14 protein-coding genes, 1 tRNA gene and 1 riboswitch are annotated in these 17,032 nt (G+C 73.4%); of the genes, 11 read left to right on the forward strand and 4 right to left on the reverse strand.

All coding sequences use genetic code 11. The annotated features are described in order from the left end of the window. The first annotated feature begins 1 nt into the window (after position 1). Positions 2 to 1,570 carry a WXG100 family type VII secretion target gene (locus ACZ6R9_RS24725; protein ID WP_465540404.1) on the forward strand — a complete coding sequence of 523 codons (1,569 nt, stop codon included), beginning with the start codon at positions 2 to 4 and terminating at the stop codon, positions 1,568 to 1,570. Positions 1,571 to 1,796: 226 nt separating this feature from the next. Here ACZ6R9_RS24725 and ACZ6R9_RS24730 read toward each other — a convergent pair. Next, a tRNA-Cys gene (locus tag ACZ6R9_RS24730) sits at positions 1,797 to 1,868 on the reverse strand. 276 nt (positions 1,869 to 2,144) lie between these two features. Further along, a riboswitch (guanidine-III (ykkC-III) riboswitch) is annotated at positions 2,145 to 2,211 on the forward strand. Positions 2,212 to 2,244: 33 nt separating this feature from the next. On the opposite strand from ACZ6R9_RS24730, the gene ACZ6R9_RS24735 reads away from it, so the two are divergent. Together ACZ6R9_RS24735 and ACZ6R9_RS24740 are read left to right on the forward strand one after the other, a co-directional pair. Continuing rightward, positions 2,245 to 2,559, forward strand: a complete 315-nt coding sequence (locus tag ACZ6R9_RS24735) for a DMT family transporter (RefSeq protein WP_465540406.1) — start codon at positions 2,245 to 2,247, stop codon at positions 2,557 to 2,559. Between the two features lie 101 nt (positions 2,560 to 2,660). Continuing rightward, complete coding sequence (locus tag ACZ6R9_RS24740) at positions 2,661 to 4,103, forward strand: MFS transporter (protein ID WP_465540408.1); 1,443 nt, start codon at positions 2,661 to 2,663, stop codon at positions 4,101 to 4,103. Between the two features lie 521 nt (positions 4,104 to 4,624). Here ACZ6R9_RS24740 and ACZ6R9_RS24745 read toward each other — a convergent pair. Further along, positions 4,625 to 5,935, reverse strand: coding sequence for a polysaccharide deacetylase family protein (locus ACZ6R9_RS24745; RefSeq protein WP_380483566.1), 1,311 nt, complete (start codon positions 5,933 to 5,935; stop codon positions 4,625 to 4,627). A 285-nt stretch (positions 5,936 to 6,220) separates the two neighbouring features. Here ACZ6R9_RS24745 and ACZ6R9_RS24750 point away from each other — a divergent pair, with 285 nt between their 5' ends. Both ACZ6R9_RS24750 and ACZ6R9_RS24755 read left to right on the forward strand, forming a co-directional pair. Further along, positions 6,221 to 8,755 carry a phosphatidylglycerol lysyltransferase domain-containing protein gene (locus tag ACZ6R9_RS24750; RefSeq protein ID WP_465540410.1) on the forward strand — a complete coding sequence of 845 codons (2,535 nt, stop codon included), beginning with the start codon at positions 6,221 to 6,223 and terminating at the stop codon, positions 8,753 to 8,755. Positions 8,756 to 8,844: 89 nt separating this feature from the next. After that, positions 8,845 to 9,465: a class F sortase gene (locus ACZ6R9_RS24755; protein ID WP_465540412.1), complete on the forward strand. Its 621-nt coding sequence runs from the start codon at positions 8,845 to 8,847 to the stop codon at positions 9,463 to 9,465. Positions 9,466 to 9,500: 35 nt separating this feature from the next. On the opposite strand, the gene ACZ6R9_RS24760 is transcribed toward ACZ6R9_RS24755, so the two are convergent. Continuing rightward, complete coding sequence (locus ACZ6R9_RS24760; protein WP_380483571.1) at positions 9,501 to 9,983, reverse strand: SsgA family sporulation/cell division regulator; 483 nt, start codon at positions 9,981 to 9,983, stop codon at positions 9,501 to 9,503. A 273-nt stretch (positions 9,984 to 10,256) separates the two neighbouring features. Here ACZ6R9_RS24760 and ACZ6R9_RS24765 point away from each other — a divergent pair, with 273 nt between their 5' ends. From ACZ6R9_RS24765 to ACZ6R9_RS24790, 6 genes are all read left to right on the forward strand, one after another. Next, entirely contained in the window at positions 10,257 to 11,318 is a 1,062-nt protein-coding gene (locus ACZ6R9_RS24765) for a cellulose binding domain-containing protein (RefSeq protein ID WP_380483573.1), read from the forward strand. Positions 11,319 to 11,502: 184 nt separating this feature from the next. Beyond that, positions 11,503 to 13,326, forward strand: a complete 1,824-nt coding sequence (locus ACZ6R9_RS24770; RefSeq protein WP_380483793.1) for a DEAD/DEAH box helicase — start codon at positions 11,503 to 11,505, stop codon at positions 13,324 to 13,326. A gap of 226 nt (positions 13,327 to 13,552) precedes the next feature. Further along, the gene (locus ACZ6R9_RS24775; protein WP_380483575.1) at positions 13,553 to 13,786 is read left to right on the forward strand and encodes a TM2 domain-containing protein; all 234 of its coding nucleotides are present in this window, start codon (positions 13,553 to 13,555) and stop codon (positions 13,784 to 13,786) included. An 80-nt stretch (positions 13,787 to 13,866) separates the two neighbouring features. Further along, positions 13,867 to 14,244 carry a DUF2752 domain-containing protein gene (locus ACZ6R9_RS24780; RefSeq protein ID WP_465540547.1) on the forward strand — a complete coding sequence of 126 codons (378 nt, stop codon included), beginning with the start codon at positions 13,867 to 13,869 and terminating at the stop codon, positions 14,242 to 14,244. Between the two features lie 351 nt (positions 14,245 to 14,595). Next, positions 14,596 to 15,246: an IclR family transcriptional regulator gene (locus tag ACZ6R9_RS24785; RefSeq protein ID WP_043914174.1), complete on the forward strand. Its 651-nt coding sequence runs from the start codon at positions 14,596 to 14,598 to the stop codon at positions 15,244 to 15,246. Between the two features lie 49 nt (positions 15,247 to 15,295). Continuing rightward, positions 15,296 to 16,111, forward strand: coding sequence for a S16 family serine protease (locus ACZ6R9_RS24790; RefSeq protein ID WP_465540415.1), 816 nt, complete (start codon positions 15,296 to 15,298; stop codon positions 16,109 to 16,111). A 24-nt stretch (positions 16,112 to 16,135) separates the two neighbouring features. Here the strand turns inward: ACZ6R9_RS24790 and ACZ6R9_RS24795 are convergent, their stop codons facing one another. After that, positions 16,136 to 16,903 carry a helix-turn-helix domain-containing protein gene (locus ACZ6R9_RS24795; RefSeq protein ID WP_380483579.1) on the reverse strand — a complete coding sequence of 256 codons (768 nt, stop codon included), beginning with the start codon at positions 16,901 to 16,903 and terminating at the stop codon, positions 16,136 to 16,138. Positions 16,904 to 17,032 lie beyond the last annotated feature (129 nt).

Genomic DNA, 17,032 nt, shown 5'->3' on the forward strand with positions numbered 1-17,032 from the left:
CATGGCGTCGCACAAGACTCCGTTCGACACGTACGCCCTCATCCCGCTCAAGAACATGGTCGGACACTCCAGCCCGGACCGGATCCGCGAGGTCGGCGAGCACTGGAAGAGCGTTCACCAGGAGCTGACCGAGGTCGCCGCAAAGCTGCAGGAGGCCGTGCAGCACGCGACCTCGAACTGGGAGGGCGCTGCGGCCCAGGGCTTCGCGCAGAAGGGCGGTCAGATCCAGCAGAGTCTGACCAACACCGCTGCGCATGCGTCGAACACCTCGGTCGCCATGGACTACGCGGCGACCGCGCTGCAGCAGACCAAGTCGACGATGTCGCAGATCAAGGTTCCCAGCTTGTGGGACCGGGCCGTCAAGACCGTCAACGACGGCTTCGCGTCCTCCGACGAAGGTCTCAAGCGGGACCTCGCCTCGGGGATGAACCGCATCGACGCGGTGAACAAGAACGCGCACGAGCTGTCGGCGACCGAGGTTGCGCATCAGTACGCGATCGGCGTCATGGAGCACCTTGGTCCCCAGTACACGCAGGCGGCAAGTTACCTGGACAATCCGCTGGAGGGGGATATTGGTGGTGGGGGCGGCGAGGCCTACCCGCCCCCGCCCACGGTCTGCCCCCCGCCCGGGCACACCCCGCCCACCGTCCCGATGCCGAAGTACCCAGAGGGGCACCCCAAGGACCTGCCCCCGCCCGGGTATGTGCCGCCGAACGAGCCGCGGGTTCCGATGCCCGGGATTCCGGGGCAGGTGGAGCCGATGCCGCCCGGGCATGGTGGGACCGTTCCTCCGCCGGGGCAGCCCTGGACGCCTCCGAAGCCTCCGTCGACGGGGCTTGACGGGTGGACTCCGCCGGACACCGGGATCGGTGGGGGCGGGCACGGCGGCGGGTTGCCTGGTGGGGTGGGAACTCTGCCGGGGCCCGGTACTGGTGGCGGTGGGTCCGGTGGTGGGCTCGGCGGTGGCGGCGGGTACGTGCCCGGCGTCGGCGGCGGCGGGTACCTGCCTGGTGGTGGGTCCGGCGGCGGCGGCCGTGGTGGCGGCGGGCTCGGGTCCGGTGGCGGCCGTGGCGGCGGGCTCGGGACCGGCGGGCTCGGGACCGGTGGCGCCGGCGCGGGCAAGGCCGGCGGTGGCGGCGCGGCCGGTGGCGCGGGCAAGGCCGGTGGTGTCGGCGGTGCCGGTGCCGGCGGCGCGGGTGCTGCGGGCGGCCGTGGTGCGGCCGGTGCCGGTGGTATGGGTGGCGGCATGCACGGTGGCGGCATGGGTGGTGCCGGTGGCGCGAAGGGCGGTGCCGGCGCCAAGGGCGGCAGCGGCCTGGTGCGCAAGGCCGGTGGCACGATCGGTGGCGCCAAGGCCGGCGGTGCCGGTGGCCGCGCGTTCACCGAGGGCGGTTCGGGCATCGGCAAGGGCCGGGGCGCCGGACAGGGCGGTGCGGCCGGCATGCACGGCGCGCCGGGTTCCGGGAGCGCCAACCGGAAGAAGAAGAACGAGGGTCACCGTCCCGACTACCTGATCGAGGACGAGGAGACCTGGCGCGGTGGCACGGCGAACCCGCCGGTCATCGAGTAGCAGAGACAGTAGGAAGCGGCGGGCGCCGGTGATGGTCCTGAGGGATCGTCACCGGCGCCCGCTGTCATGCGGCGCCCGCTGTCATGCGGCGCCCGTGTTCAAGAAGTGCCCGCACCATGAAACGCCCGTTGGCGCGGCCCGGTGGCATGGAAAGGGGAATGAAAAAGGGCAGCGGAATTCACCGGGCGCGGCGGTGCATAAATTGCGCCCGGTGAATTCCGGGGAGAGACCGTGACGGGGATCGAACCCGTGTCAACCGTTTTGCAGACGGTTCCCTGAACCACTCGGGTACACGGTCGTGAAGGGGTGCGCGCAAGCGTCAAGTGGCCTGTCAGCGCGGGGAGTTGCGGTCAAGCGCAACAGGAGAGGGAACACCGGCAGCCGGGACAGGGGGCACAGGTGCGGGGCGCTGCGAGGGCCGCCGTCTTCCTGTTCATCGCCTTCTCCTGCCGTCGGGGGCTGCTCCGGTTCGTTCCGGTGAATTCACTATAGCGGGCGGGAGTCGGGCGGCGTCAACGGAAAGCGGGAATTCGTTGATGAATTCCGTGTGTCGGCGCTGTGCTACGGTCGGGACCGAGGCGGGTGCTGGTGGCCCGTCCCGGACGAGGTGCGTCGTACCCGGTATGACAAGACGGCGCGGTAGGTGGTTCGACTACTGCGAGGAGTCCGTCGTCATGACGTGGGTGGTTCTGATCGTCGCCGGTGTGCTGGAGACCGTCTGGGCGGTGGCCCTGGAGGCCAGCAGGGGGTTCTCGCGGCTGGTGCCGAGTCTGGTGTTCGTGGTGGGGCTGGCGCTGTCGATGGGCGGGCTGGCGTACGCGATGCGGTCGATCCCGTTGGGGACGGGCTACGCGGTGTGGGTGGGCATCGGCGCGGTGGGGACGGCGCTGTACGGGATGGTGGCGCTGGGGGACGCGGTGAGTGCGGCCCGGATCACCTGCCTGGTGCTGATCCTGGCGGGGGTGGTGGGGCTGAAGGTGCTGCACTGAGAAGAGGCGCGGTCCCAGGGCCGACGGCGGAGGTCCCGTTCCGCCGAAGGGCCGTCGCAAGGTCAGGATCAAAAGGCAATGACGGCACTTACCATATCGAGGTGACCACCACCTCCCCGGCCGAAACGGCAACACCGCAGCAGATATCCGGCGACGACGGCACGGGAGGGGTGCTCAGCGGGCCCTGGCGGGCGTTGACGCTGGGCATCGTCTCGGTGGTGCTGCTGCTGGCGTTCGAGGCGACCGCGGTGAACACGGCGATGCCGACGGCGGCCCAGCAGCTCGACGGCATCGGCCTGTACGCGTTCGCGTTCTCCGCGTACTTCACCACCACGCTGCTGGCGATGGTGGTGTCGGGGCAGTGGTGCGACCGGCGCGGGCCGCTGGCGCCGCTGTTCACCGGGATCGCGGTGTTCGCGGCCGGACTGGTGACGGCCGGCACCGCCGTGAACATGTGGATGTTCGTCGCGGGCCGGGCGGTGCAGGGCCTGGGCGGCGGGCTGGTGATCGTCGCACTGTACGTGGTGGTCGGCCGGGCATTCCCTGAGCGGCTGCGGCCGGCGGTGTTCGCGGCGTTCTCGGCGGCCTGGGTGCTGCCGTCGATCCTCGGCCCGGTGATCTCCGGTGCGGTCACCCAGAACCTCGGCTGGCGCTGGGTGTTCCTCGCCGTGCCAGTGCTGGTGCTGCTGCCGCTCGCGGTGATGGGACCGGCACTGCGCCGCTCCGAGCGCCGCCAGCCGCCGCTGCAGGCGCAGCCGTACGACTGGCGGCGGACCCGGGACGCGGCGATGGTCGCGGTCGGGGCGGCGCTGCTGCAGTACGCGGGTCAGCGGCGGGACGTCTGGGCATTGCTGCTGGCGGCCGCCGGGGTGGCGCTGATCGGTCCGGCGGTGTTGCGGCTGCTGCCGAAGGGGACGCTGCGGGCGGCCCGCGGCCTGCCGACGGTGATCCTGCTGCGCGGGCTGGCGGCGGGCGCGTTCTTCGCGTCCGAGCTGTTCATCCCGCTGATGATGCAGACCCAGCGCGGCCTGTCGGTGACGACGGCGGGCCTGACGCTGGCGCCGGGCGGACTGTCCTGGGCGCTTGGGTCGTGGCTGCAGGGCCGACCGGGCGCGGAGCGCTACCGGGAGGCGATGATCCGGTACGGGTTCGTGCTGACCGCGGTGGCGATCGGCGCGGCGGCGCTGGTGCTGTTCTCGTCGGTGCCGGTGTGGGTGACGGCGGCGGCCTGGGCGGTCGGCGGCGTCGGCATGGGTCTGGCGATCGCCAGCATCAGCGTGCTGATGATGAAGCTGTCGGCGCCGGAGGAGACCGGTGAGAACTCGGCCGCGCTGCAACTGAGCGATGCGCTGGGCAACGTGCTGCTGACCGGCCTGGCGGGCGTGCTGTTCGCGGCACTGGGCGGCGGCGCGGTGAGCGCAGTGGCCCGGGACGCGGCCCTCCCGGCCGGAGCGTTCGCGGCAGTGTTCCTGACCATGCCGGTGGTGGCGCTGCTCGGTGCGGCGCTCTCCGGCCGGGCAGCGGTGGCGCGGACGAAGAGCTGACTGCTCGGGCAAAGAGCCGACGGGCCGATCGGAGAGCTGACGGCCCCGGCGAAAGCGGACGGGCCAGGCAGAGGGCTGACGGCTCGGCCGAAGGCCCGAGTGGCCGTTCGAACGGCCAGGCGCTGGCGAGCGGCCAGCCGGAGCATTCCGTGGCGGTGTTCCTGACCCTGCTGGCGGTGGCGCTGCTCGCCACGAGGCTCTCCGGCCGGGCAGCGGTGGCGCGGACGAAGAGCTGACTGCTCGGGCAAAGAGCCGACGGGCCGATCGGAGAGCTGACGGCTCCAGTGAAGAGCGGACAGGTCGAAGCCCCGAGTGCTGGGGAATGGTCGGTCGGCGGTGGCCCCGGCCGGGGAGTCGACGGCCCGGTCGAAGCCCCGAGTGCCGCCCGAACGGCCCGCGTGCCGAGGAACGGTCCGTCGGTGGCGGCCCGGCCGGAGAGCGCCGCACCGGAAGGTTGACGGCCGGGCCGAAGAGCTGACGACCCGGCCGGAGGCCCGAAGGCCCGAGGACCCGACAGGGAATTACTTGCCCCCGGCCACCGGCGGCACCGACGGCCGGGTGGTGGCGGGGGCGGAGGCCGCGGTGCCCGCTCCGCCGAGGTAGGTGCTCCAGCCGCCCTCGGGGTTCTGGCCGGGGGCGAGGGCCTGGAGCTTCTTGAGCACGGCCGGGTCCTGTGCCTCCAGCCACTCGACCAGCTGCCGGAAGGAGACCATCCGGACCCCGGGCTTGCCGGCGATGGCCTTCAGGGTTTCTTCGACGGCGTTCATGTAGATGCCGCCGTTCCAGCCCTCGAAGTGGTTGCCGATGATGAACGGCGCCCGGTTGCCGTTGTAGGCGCGGTCGAAGCCGGCCAGGTAGGCGTCGCGGGCCTGGGTCTGCCAGAAGGCGCGGCGGCCGGGGTCGCCCTTGGTGCTGCCGCCGGACTGGTTGTACATGATGTTGTAGTCCATCGAGAGCACCTGGAAGGTGTGCCCGGGGAACGGGATGGACTGCAGCGGCATGTCCCACAGCGCGCCGCCGGCGAATTTCTGCGGCCACATCTGCAGGCCGCCGGGGCCGGAACTGTCGTATTTCCAGCCGCGCTTGACGGCGGTGGGCAGCAGGCCGCGCTGGCCCTCCAGGCAGGGGGTGCGGCCGCCGATCAGTTCCTTGCGGTAGTCGAAGGGCAGCGCGGGCAGGTCGGTGATGCCGGTGTTGGTCTTCCAGTTCATGACGAAGTCCATCGCCTGCTGGATCTCGCTGTCCCAGTCCTCGGGGGACCAGCGGCCGCCGCCGTTGGCGCCGCAGAAGTGCCCGTTGAAGTGGGTGCCGATCTCGTGGCCGTCCAGCCAGGCCGCGCTGATCTGCTCGATGGTGGCGCGGATGTGCGAGTCGCTCAGGTAGCCGATGTCGGAGGCACCGACGGAGTGCTGCGGCGGGTGGTACATGGTCTTCTTCGACTCGGGCAGGGTGTAGATGCCGGAGAGGAAGAACGTCATGGTGGCGTCGTGGTCCTTGGCGAGCTGCCGGAACCGGCTGAACAGGTGGTCGTCGAGTTCGCCCGCGCCGTCCCAGGAGAACACCACGAACTGCGGGGGCTTCTGGCCGGGTTCCAGGGGTTCGGGGGTGGGCTGGCCCGGCTGCGGGCCGGTGTCGGAGGTGGAGCCGTCGCCGATCAGGGTGGCCGGGGGCCTGGGGACGGTGCCGGAGCTGCCGTTCGCGGCGACGCCGTCGGCCTGGGCGGGCGCGGCGGCGTTGCCCCCGTTCCCGGAGCTGCTCGCGCACCCGGCCGCGAGGGTGGCGGCGGTCGCCGCTCCGGCGGCCAGCAGCGTCCTGCGGGAGAGGGCGTCCATGTCTCACATCCGTTCACCAGGGAGTAAGGGGATGGCACCGGCCGGAGGGGCGGTCCATCCGATGGAATGGCCGGTGCGTCGTCCGGGGGAGTCGGCCCCAGCATCGCACGGGCCGCCGTGCCGTGCCGGGAAGCGAGGCCCGGGGTACGGATGACCGGGGGACGCCACGCCGGAGGGCTCACCTGTTAGGCGCACCGGGCCGGAGCGGCACCGGCATCCGCGAGCTGAGCTGACATCAGATGGCACGGACCGATCGGACCCTGGACACGGAGGTCGCACCCGCCGATGTGGCAGTCGCTGCTGGACGCCTACCGGGACCGGATCGTCGAGACCGGACGGGAGCCGCTGTTCCTGCTGCTGCTCGGCCTGGTGCTGTCGTTCCTGTTCATCCGGATCAGCACCCGGCTGATCCGCGCCCAGGTCCGCTGGTGGCCCGGCAACGTCACCCCCGGCGGGCTGCACATCCACCACATGGTGTTCGGCCAGGCCCTGCTGCTGATCTGCGGTGTCTCCGCGTTCGCGGTGCGCGGCGACGGCGGCTCCTGGTGGAACCTGCTCGGCTTCGGGTTCGGCGTCGGCTGCGGGCTGGTGCTGGACGAGTTCGCGCTGGTGCTGCACCTGAAGGACGTCTACTGGTCCACCCAGGGCCGCACCTCGGTGGACGCCGTGATGCTCGCCGTCGCCACCATCGGGCTGCTGCTGCTCGGCGAACTCCCGCTCGGCGGCTTCGTCCGCCACCCCGACGGGCCGACCCTGGCCGGGGCCTGCGGGCTGCTCGCCCTGGTGGTGGTCAGCCTGCTCAAGGGCAAGACCTGGACGGGGCTGCTCGGCATCATGCTCTGGCCGCTGGCCCTGGTCGGCGCCGTGCGGCTGGCCCGGCCGCAGAGCCCGTGGGCCCGCTGGCGCTACCGGTCCCGGCCGCGCCGGCTGGCCCGCGCCGAGCGGCGCGAGGAGCGCATCCACCGCCGCCTGGTCGCCGCCAAGACCACCGTCTACGACCTGCTGGCCGGCACCCCCGACGCCGACCACGAACCCGCCCCGCCCGCGGTGCCCGAGCCGTCGCCCGCTGCCGTCGAGCCGGCGCCCGCCGCGGCCGAGCAGCAGCAACGGCCGGCCGCGCCGTGGCGGTTGGGCTGCGCCGCGTTCGTCCAGTGGTACCTGCGGATCGCCACCCTGATCAACCTGCTCGGCGCCGTCGTCGCCCCGTTCCGCGCGCAGGTCCAGCGGATCGACCGCGGCGAGTACTTCGCGCCCGTGCTGGTCACCTCCGGGTTCACCACCGCGCTGCTGGCCGGGCTGCTCGCGGTGATGCTGCGCCGCCGCAAGCGGGCCGCCTGGATCGCCGCGCTGGCCGTCGTCCTGGTGCACGCCGCGCTGTACGGGCTCGCGATGGCCTTCCCCGAGTTCCGCGCCCACCCGTTCAACTGGTTCTCCCTCGCGCTCACCCTGGCCGTGCTGGTGACGCTGCTGCTGAGCCGCCCGGTGTTCCGGGTGCGGGGCGGGCGTGGCAACCTGCCGCTGGCCACCGCCGTGCTGGTGGTCGGCGGCGCGCTGCTCACCGGCCTCGGCGCGGTCGCCGTCCGGCTCGGGCACGCCGACGGTGTCCCGAGCTGGGGCGAGGCCGCGCGCTACGGCCTGCTGCGGCTGGTCACCCTGTCCGGCGTCGTCCGGGTCACCGATGTGGACGTGCCGCGCTGGATCGATCTCGCGCTGAACCTGCTCGGCACCGCCCTGCTGCTGCTCACCCTGCGGATCCTGCTGCGCTCCCCGCGCGGCACCGAATGGCAGAGCCCCGAGGAGGAGCTGCGGCTGCGTCAACTGCTGGCGCGGCACGGCGGGCGGGACTCGCTCGGCTACTTCGCGCTGCGCCGTGACAAGTCGCTGTGCTTCTCGGCCAGCGGCAAGGCCGCCGTCGCCTACCGGGTGGTGAACGGCGTGGCGCTGGCCTCGGGCGATCCGATCGGCGACCCGGAGGCCTGGCCACAGGCGATCGAGGAGTGGCAGCGGCGGGCCCGCGCGCATGCCTGGATCCCCGCCGTCACCGGCGCCGGCGAGCGGGGCGGCACCGTGTACGCCCGGGTGGCCGGGCTGCGGGCGCTGCACCTCGGTGACGAGGCGGTGGTCGAGCCGGCCCGGTTCACCCTGGACGGCCGGGAGATGCGCGGCCTGCGGCAGACCTGCCGCCGGGTCGAGCGGGCCGGGTACCAGGTGGTGATCCGCCGTCACCGCGACATCCCCGCCGAGGAGTTCGCCGACCTGGTGCGGCTCGCCGATGCCTGGCGGCACGGCCGCACCGAACGAGGCTTCTCGATGGCGCTCGGCCGGCTCGGCGACCCCGCCGACGGCGACTGCCTGATCGCCGAGTGCCGCGACGAGGCAGGCCGGACCGCCGCCCTGCTGTCCTTCGTCCCCTGGGGCGAGGACGGGCTGTCGCTCGACCTGATGCGGCGCGATCGGGAGTCCGACAACGGGCTGGTCGAGTACACCGTGGCCCGGCTGCTCGAACGGGCCCGGGGCGGCGCGCCCGCGGTGCGGCGGGTGTCGCTGAACTTCGCTAGGTTCCGCGAGGTGTTCGAGGAACGGCTCGGCGCCGGGCCGGTGCTGCGGCTGTGGCGCGGGGTGCTGCGGTTCCTGTCCCGGTGGTGGCAGCTGGAGTCGCTGTACCGGGCCAACGCCCGCTACCGGCCGCACTGGCAGCCCCGGTACATGCTGTACGAGAAGCCCTCCGAACTGCCCGCGATCGGCCTGGCCACCGCGCTCGCCGAGGGCTTCCTGACCCGCCCCCGGCTGCGCCGCGGCGGCCGGGCGGGCCGGTCCTGAGCGGCGGTCACCCGGGCGGAACGCCGGGGGTGCCGGGGCGGGCCGCGCTGGATTGACTGGGCCTGTCGAAGGGCGGACCGGAGGGCGCGGTGGGCGAACGGGCGTGGAACAAGGCGGTGCTGGCCGCGGGGGCGATCGTGGCCGGGGCCTGGCTGGTGCACGGGGGCCTGCTGGGCACGCTGCCGCCCGCCCCGGTCGCCGCGCAGGCGTACGACGGGACGCCGGTCGGGCCCGCGGTGCCCCCGCTGCCGTCCTCGCCGCCGGTGCGGATCCGGATCCCGGCCCTGGGCGTGGATGCCCCCGTGGGCCCGCTGGGCCTGGACGGCGAAGGACGCCTGCAGCCGCCGCCCGAGGAGGACGGCAACCGGGCCGGCTGGTACCAAGGCGGCGCCGCGCCCGGGTCGAGCGGCGCGGCGGTGCTGGCCGGGCACGTCGACACCGCGCACGGCCCGGCGGTGTTCTACCGGCTGGGCGCCCTGCGCAGGGGCGACCAGGTGGAGGTCGCCCGGGCCGACCGGGCCACCGCCTGGTTCCAGGTGGACGGCGTGGAGGTCTATTCGAAACGGAACTTCCCGGACACCAAGGTGTACGCGGCCACCCCGGATGCCCAGCTGCGGTTGATCACCTGCGGGGGCGCCTACACCCGCGAGGGTGGCTGGGAAGGGAACGTGGTGGTGTACGCACATCTGGTACGCACCCAACGGGCCTGACGGTTGCCCGATGGACACGTGCTGCCGTCGCGGACTCAGGCCAGCAGCTGGGCGAGCGCCCGGTCGCAGTCCAGGTGCCGCAGCTCCTGGCCCTCCGGGACGGCCAGGTGACTGCGCCACAGGAAGCGGCGCAGGTCGGCGCGGGCGAACTGGAGCAGGGCGACGCCCTCGGGGGAGCGCAGTTCGACCATGGTGCGCATCCCGTACGCGGGCCGGATCCGGACGTCGCCCTCGCCGGTCGCCGTGTCCAGGCCGGTGGAGAGCAGCTGGCGGGCGAACACCCACTCGATGTCGGGCGCGGACGGGTCGGCGGGGGCGGCGGTGTCGTGCGGGTCGTGCGCGCCCTGGGGGTCGTACGGGTCGGCGTCCACGGCGTACTCGGCGGGGAAGACCATCCGGACCGCCAGCGGGTCCTCGCAGTTGTAGCGCAGGGTGACCCGCAGCAGGACGGAGCGGTGGGTGCCGAGGATCAGTCGGGCCTGGGTGTGTTGTTCGACCGGCGCGGGTGCTGGGGACACGGGGGTTCCTCCGGGTGTGGGGGTGCGTTGCGCGGGGTGCGACCGGTGTCGCCTCCCGTGACTGAAGAGTCGGAAGGGCTGGGAGGAATTACACCGGTTTTGGGACCATTTTGAGTGATCTGCGCCACATTGGCAGGGATCAATCGGGCATTTCGGTTGCCGAGTGTGGGGGTCTTGTGTGCATCCGCACCATCGCCCGGGCAGGATCGCGGGAGCCGACCGGGCCGCCGCCGGTCCGGCCGGGCCAGGGAGGACAAGATCGTCGAGTCATCAGTGCGGACGGCCGGGCGCCCGCCGCTCGCCGCGTACACCGAGCTGTACCGGAGCCACCACCCGGGCCTGCTGCGCTACGCCGGCCTCCTCACCGGCGGCGACCACTGGCGGGCCGAGGACCTGGTCGCGGAGGCCCACCTGCGGGTGTGGCGGCGGCTGGCCGCCGGGCAGCGGATCGAGGACCCGCGCGCCTACCTGGCCACCACCGTCCGCCACCTGGCTGCCGCCCCGGTGCGCGAGCGGGCCGCCCCGGACGTGCCCGGTGGCGAGAGCGAGGACCCGGCCGCGGGCGTGGCCGAGACCGACCGGATGCGCCGGCTGCTCGCCCGGCTGCCCGAGCGGTGGGCGCACGCGCTGTGGCTGGCCGAGGTGGAGGGGCTGCCGCCGGGCGAGATCGGGGCCCGGCTCGGGGTGCGGCGCGGCGCGGCGACGGTGCTGGTGCACCGCGCCCGCGAAGGCCTGCGGCTGGCCTACCTGCGGGACTACCCGGGCAGCCCGTGCGACCCGGCCTGCGCCCTGCATTGGGAGACGCTGGCCGGGCATGCCCGCGGCCGGGCCGGACGGCGGGCCGAGCAGCGGGTGGAGCGCCACCTGCCGCGCTGCGCGGACTGCCGGGGCCGGCTGGCCCTGCTGCGCCGGATCAACCTGGGCCTGGCCGGGCTGGTGGGCGGCGCGATGGCGCTGCTGGCCGCGCTGCTGGCGCCCCCGGCGGGCGCCGCCGGGCAGCGCGGCGGCGAGCCCGCGTGCGCGGTGGAATACCGGATCACCACGCAGGCCGGCGGCCGGTTCGTGGCGCTGCTGACGGTCCGCAACACCTCCGACGGCCCGGTCGGCGGCTGGACGCTGCGCTGGCCGCTGGCCGACGGCGAGCATCTGGTGGCGCCCCGGCCGGGCACCGGGCGGGCCCATGAGGTGGCCGGGGCGGTGCTGCTCGAGGAGAGTGCCGCGCTGCTTCCCGGCGGCAGCGCGCAGACCGGGTTCACCGGCGCCGCGGCGCGCCCGCGCACCGTCCCGGGCACGATCACGGTGAACGGCCGGCCGTGCCGCGTGAAGGTGTGGTGAGGGCCGCGCGACGGGAGTGGGACGCACGCCACAGGGTCGCGCCAACGCCGCGGTCCGCCCCCCGGAAGGGGCTAGGCTGGGCAGGTTCCACGACCGCCCGCAGACCGCGGGAGAAGGGCCACACATAGGCCCTGACCTGCGACGACCCCGTTCGGAGACCGTGACTACCGCCGCCTCCTCCTCGATGGCCCCGCTGTTCTCGCACGCCGACAGCCTCCACCCCCGTCCCACCGGCACCTCCGCCGCCGCGCACCTCTCCCCGGCCTTCCCCGGCCGCGCCCCGTGGGGTACCGCGGGCAAGCTCCGCGCCTGGCAGCAGGGCGCGCTGGACAAGTACATCGAGCAGCAGCCCCGGGACTTTCTGGCGGTCGCCACCCCGGGCGCCGGAAAGACCACCTTCGCCCTGACCCTGGCGTCCTACCTGCTGCACAACCACCTGGTGCAGCAGGTCACCGTGGTCGCGCCCACCGAGCACCTGAAGAAGCAGTGGGCCGAGGCCGCCGCCCGGATAGGCATCCGGCTGGACCCGGCGTACTCCTCGGGCCCGCTGTCCAAGGACTTCCACGGCATCGTGGTGACCTACGCGGGCGTCGGCGTCAACCCGATGCTGCACCGCAACCGCACCGAGGCCCGCAAGACGCTGGTGATCATGGACGAGATCCATCACGCCGGTGACTCCAAGTCCTGGGGCGAGGCCTGCTTCGAGGCGTTCGAGCCCGCCACCCGCCGGCTCGCGCTGACCGGTACGCCGTTCCGCTCGGACACCAACCCGATCCCGTTCGTCGCCTACGACGCGGGCAGCGACGGCATCCGCAAGTCGGTCGCCGACTACACCTATGGCTACGGGCACGCGCTCGCCGACCACGTCGTCCGTCCGGTGATCTTCCTCAGCTACTCCGGCAACATGCGCTGGCGCACCAAGGCCGGCGACGAGCTGGAGGCCCGGCTCGGCGAGCCGATGACCAAGGACCTGATCGCCCAGGCCTGGCGCACCGCGCTGTCCCCGCAGGGCGAGTGGATCCCGGCGGTGCTGCAGGCCGCCGACCGGCGGCTGACCGAGGTCCGCAAGGGCATCCCGGACGCCGGCGGCCTGGTGATCGCCACCGACCAGACGGTGGCCCGCGCCTACGCCAAGATGCTGCGCGAGATCACCGGCGAGAAGGTCACCCTGGTGCTCTCCGACGAGAGCGAGGCCTCCAAGCGGATCTCCGACTACGCCGAGGGCACCTCGCGCTGGATGGTCGCGGTGCGCATGGTGTCCGAGGGCGTCGACGTGCCCCGGCTGTGCGTCGGCGTGTACGCCACCTCGATCTCCACCCCGCTGTTCTTCGCCCAGGCCGTCGGCCGCTTCGTGCGCGCCCGCAAGCGTGGCGAGACCGCCTCGGTGTTCCTGCCGACCATCCCGATGCTGCTCGGCTTCGCCAACGAGATGGAACTCCAGCGAGACCACGTCCTGGACCGCCCGAAGAAGGACGGCGAGGGGCTGTTCGACGAGGAGGACCGGCTGCTCGCCGAGGCCGAGAAGGCCAACGACGGGCCGGACACCGGGAGCGAGGAGTTCTCCTACGAGGCGCTGGGCAGCGACGCGGTCTTCGACCGGGTGCTGTACAACGCGATGGAGTTCGGCATGCAGGCACACCCGGGCAGCGAGGAGGAGGAGGACTACCTCGGCATCCCGGGCCTGCTCGAACCCGACCAGGTGCAGATGCTGCTGCAGAAACGTCAGCACCGGCAGATCCAGCGCTCCAAGGCCCGCCCCGCCGGGGAGGCCGACCTGCTGGAACTGCCCGCCGAGGAGCGCCCGGTGGTCACCCACCAGGAGCTGCGCGAGCTGCGCAAGGAGCTGAACGCGCTGGTCGCGGCCTGGCACCACCGCACCACCCAGCCGCACGGCACCATTCACAACGAGCTGCGCCGCCAGTGCGGCGGGCCGCTCACCGCGCAGGCCACCGCCAACCAGCTGAAGGCGCGGATCGGGCGGATCCGGGAGTGGGCGACGCAGGGCTGACGGAGCGATTGCCTGACGGAGCGTCAAGAACTCTCGGCCGAAGGGTTCGCGGAGGAAATTTGGCTTTCGATCAGAGAAAGTGTGCAGACATCTGGTCTTATCTTCCGTTAATCTTCCGCGTGCCAGCGCCTGGGCGCCTCACCCCGAGGTGCCCGTCCGGCGCCACTCATGTCGAGGCGGGCCGTCCACGCCCGCCCGGCCGTCTGCACCGAACGAGGAGCTTTCCGTGGCGTACACCGCCCAGCCCGAGCTGTCCGACAAGTCCAAGGTTGTCGCCGGCGTCCTGCAGATCCTGCTCGGCGGCTTCGGCGTCGGCCGCTTCTACACCGGCCACATCGGCATGGGCCTCGCCCAGCTGTTCACCTGTGGTGGTCTCGGTGTCTGGGCGCTGATCGACGGCATCATCTTCCTGGTCAGCGACGACCGCACCGACGCCCAGGGCCGCAAGCTGCGCGGCTGACCTTGCGCGCCGAGGCCAACGGCCGGCACCCCCGCCCCGCGGACACCCGCGGCGGGGGCGCCGGCCGTTGGCCGTTCGCCCTGCTGCGCCACCCCGCCGCCGGCCCGCTCGGACTGCTCGCCGCGGGCCTGGCCGGCGCCGCCTACCTGTACACCCGGAACCCGCACCTGCCCGGCCAGGCCCTGCCGTTCTGCCCCTGGCGCCGCCTGACGGGTCTTCAGTGCCCCGGCTGCGGCGGTACCCGGATGACCTGGGACCTGCTGCACGGCGACCTGGTCGCCGCCTGGCACGACAACGCCGCGCTGCTGCTCGCCCTCCCCTTCATCGCCGCCTGGTACCTGGTGCGGCTGCGCCACGGACTGGCCGGCCGGCACTGGAAGCTGCGGCTCTCGCCGCGCACCGTCGCCGCCATCCTCACCGCCGCCGCGCTCTGGACCGTCGGCCGCAACCTCCTGTGACCCCTCGCCGGGAAGGCCGCTGTCCGGCTACCGGTCAGATATCGAACACCAGTGCGGTGGCGGCCGGTGTTTTGCGTGTCTTGTCCGTTTTTACATCGCGACTTTCCAACGATGTGGATCGGATTTTGAACAACTACTTCCGTAGCGCGCCTCCCGTTCACTAGCGTCTCCCCAATCCGTCCGGGCCCCACCCCTCAGCTCGGCCGGGCAACCGCGGAGCCCTGCGACCGGACGACACCGCCGTGGCCGGACTCCCACGCCGGACACCCTTCTGGCGTGTGATCAATTCCGGTGTGGCCCACGGCAGTTGTGCCGTAGGGTCGGACTCGCCGCGGAAAGGACCTGGCGTTCGTGACTGCTGAGACCTCCCAGACCCTGGACCGGGGTGTCCGGGTACTGAAACTGCTCGCCGACTCCGAGCGCGGACTGACGGTGACCGAACTGGCCGCCCGACTGGCCGTCAACCGCACGGTGGTGTACCGCCTGCTGGCCACCCTGGAACAGCACGGGCTGGTCCGCCGCGACATCGGCGGCCGCGCCCGGGTCGGCCTCGGCGTGCTGCGCCTCGCCCACCGGGTGCACCCGCTGCTGCGCGAGGCCGCGCTGCCCGCCCTGCGCTCGCTCGCCGAGGACCTCGGCGCCACCGCCCACCTCACCCTGGTCGACGGCAACGAGGCACTCGCCGTCGCCGTGGTCGAACCGACCTGGACGGACTTCCACGTCGCCTACCGCACCGGCCTGCGCCACCCGCTCACTGAGAGCGCGGCTGGCCGGGCGATCCTGGACGCCCGCGGCTTCCCCGGCCAGCGCCGTCCCGAGCAGGGCTTCGTGATCACCCGTGCCGAGGAGCAGTCCGGCGCCTGCGGCGCCGCCGCCGCGCTGATCGGCCTGAGCGGCATCGAGGGCAGCGTCGGCGTGGTGATGCTCAACGGCCTGGTGCCGGAGCGGGTCGGCCCCCGGGTGGTGGAGGCCGCCACCGAGGTCGCCGACGCGCTGCGCTGAACCGGCCGATCCGCGCGGCCGTCCCTGGCGGCGGCCGCGGTGTGTTTGGATGCGGGGTGTGCCTCTCCAGAACCCGCCCACGGCCCTGACCGCCCCGCGCAGCCGCGCCCTCGCCCTGTGCGCGCTACCGGTGCTGGCACTGTTCGCGGTGGCCGCGTTCGTGCCGCTGCCCTACACCCTGGAGTCGCCGGGCCGGACCGCCGACACCCTGGGCGTGTACGAGGGCAACCCGGTGATCACGATCACCGGGGCGCCGCAGCGCCAGACCTCCGGGCAGCTGCGGGTGGTGACCGTGGAGGCCACCGGCCCGGGCCAGCGCAACAGCCTGTGGGACTCGCTGTCGGCCTGGGTGGACCGGAAGCAGGCGGTGGTGCCGACCGAGGAGGTCTACCCGCAGAGCGACCCGAACAAGGCCAACCAGGCGACGCAGCAGCAGATGACACAGTCCCAGGACAGCGCCACCATGGCCGCGCTGAACTACCTGCACCTGTCGCCGGAGCAGGTGAACGTCGAGATCCGGCTCGGGGAGATCGGCGGACCGAGCGGCGGCCAGATGCTGGCCCTGGGCATCGTCGACAAGATCGCGGGCGACGGCAACGGCGGCGACCTGACCGGCGGGCGGAACGTGGCCGGTACCGGCACCATCGACGCGGACGGGCGGGTCGGCCAGGTCGGCGGCATCCCGCTCAAGACCCAGGCGGCGCGCAACGCCGGCGCCACGGTGTTCCTGCTGCCGCGCAGCGAGTGCACCCAGGGCGAGGTCAACGCCCCCGACGGGCTGCAGCTCGTCCCCGTGGACACGCTGTCCGAGTCGATCGCCGCCCTCAAGTCGCTGCGCGAGGGCGGCGCCCTCCCGCACTGCTGAGCCGGTCGGCGGGCCGCCCGCGGCCTACATGCCGAATGCCGCGGTCACCAGGTCCTCGCCGACCCGGGCCTGCAACTGCTCGGCGACCGCCGTCAGCCGGTGCGCCTGCGCGGCCGGCAGGGCCACCGCGATCGCCGCGAGCTCACTGCCCAGCACGATCGGCACCGCCGCCCCCACCACGCCCAGCTGGTACTCCTGGTACTGGGTGATCGGCGCGGCCCGCTGCGGCCCCGGCCCGGGCAGCAGCGGCAGCTGGGACGGCTCGCGCAGGGTGTACGGGGTGAACGGCACCATCGGGTGGAGCGCCAGGTACGCCCGGCGCTCCTCGGCGGACATCAGCGCCAGCAGGGTCTTGCCGCTCGCGTGGGCGTGCGCGCCGATCCGGAAGCGCTTCGGGTCGGCGGTGGCGGCGCCGGGCGCGGCCCGGGCGGCGACCAGCTCGACCTCGCCGTCCTTGTAGCGGGCGTAGTGCACGGCCGCGTTCAGCTCGTGGGCGATCCGGCCGAGCACCCGGTCCAGCCGGATCCGCCCGGCCTCCGGACCGTCCAGCCGGTCCTCCAGGCTCAGCCCCGACACCGCCGGACCGGTGCGGTAGCGGCCCTCCCGGCGCTCCAGGTACTGGTCGTGCACCAGGGTGCGCAGCAGGTGGTACGTGGTGCCGAGGGCCAGCTCGGTGTCCCGGGCGAGCTGCTTGGCGGTGGCGCCGGCCGGGTGCCGGGCGGCCGCCTCCAGCAGCCGCAGGGCGCGCTGCGCGGAGGCGATCAGGGTGGGCTCCGGGGTGACCCGCCTCATCGCGGTGCCCGGGTGGCGGGAACGGCGGGCCGGCCGCGGCGGGCCGGCGGGGGGACGGCCGGCCGGCCCCGGGAGGGGGTGGCCCCGGGGGTCATGACGGCGTTCATTGCGTGCATGAGCTCTAGGCAT

Source organism: Kitasatospora sp. NPDC048662 (assembly GCF_055587065.1).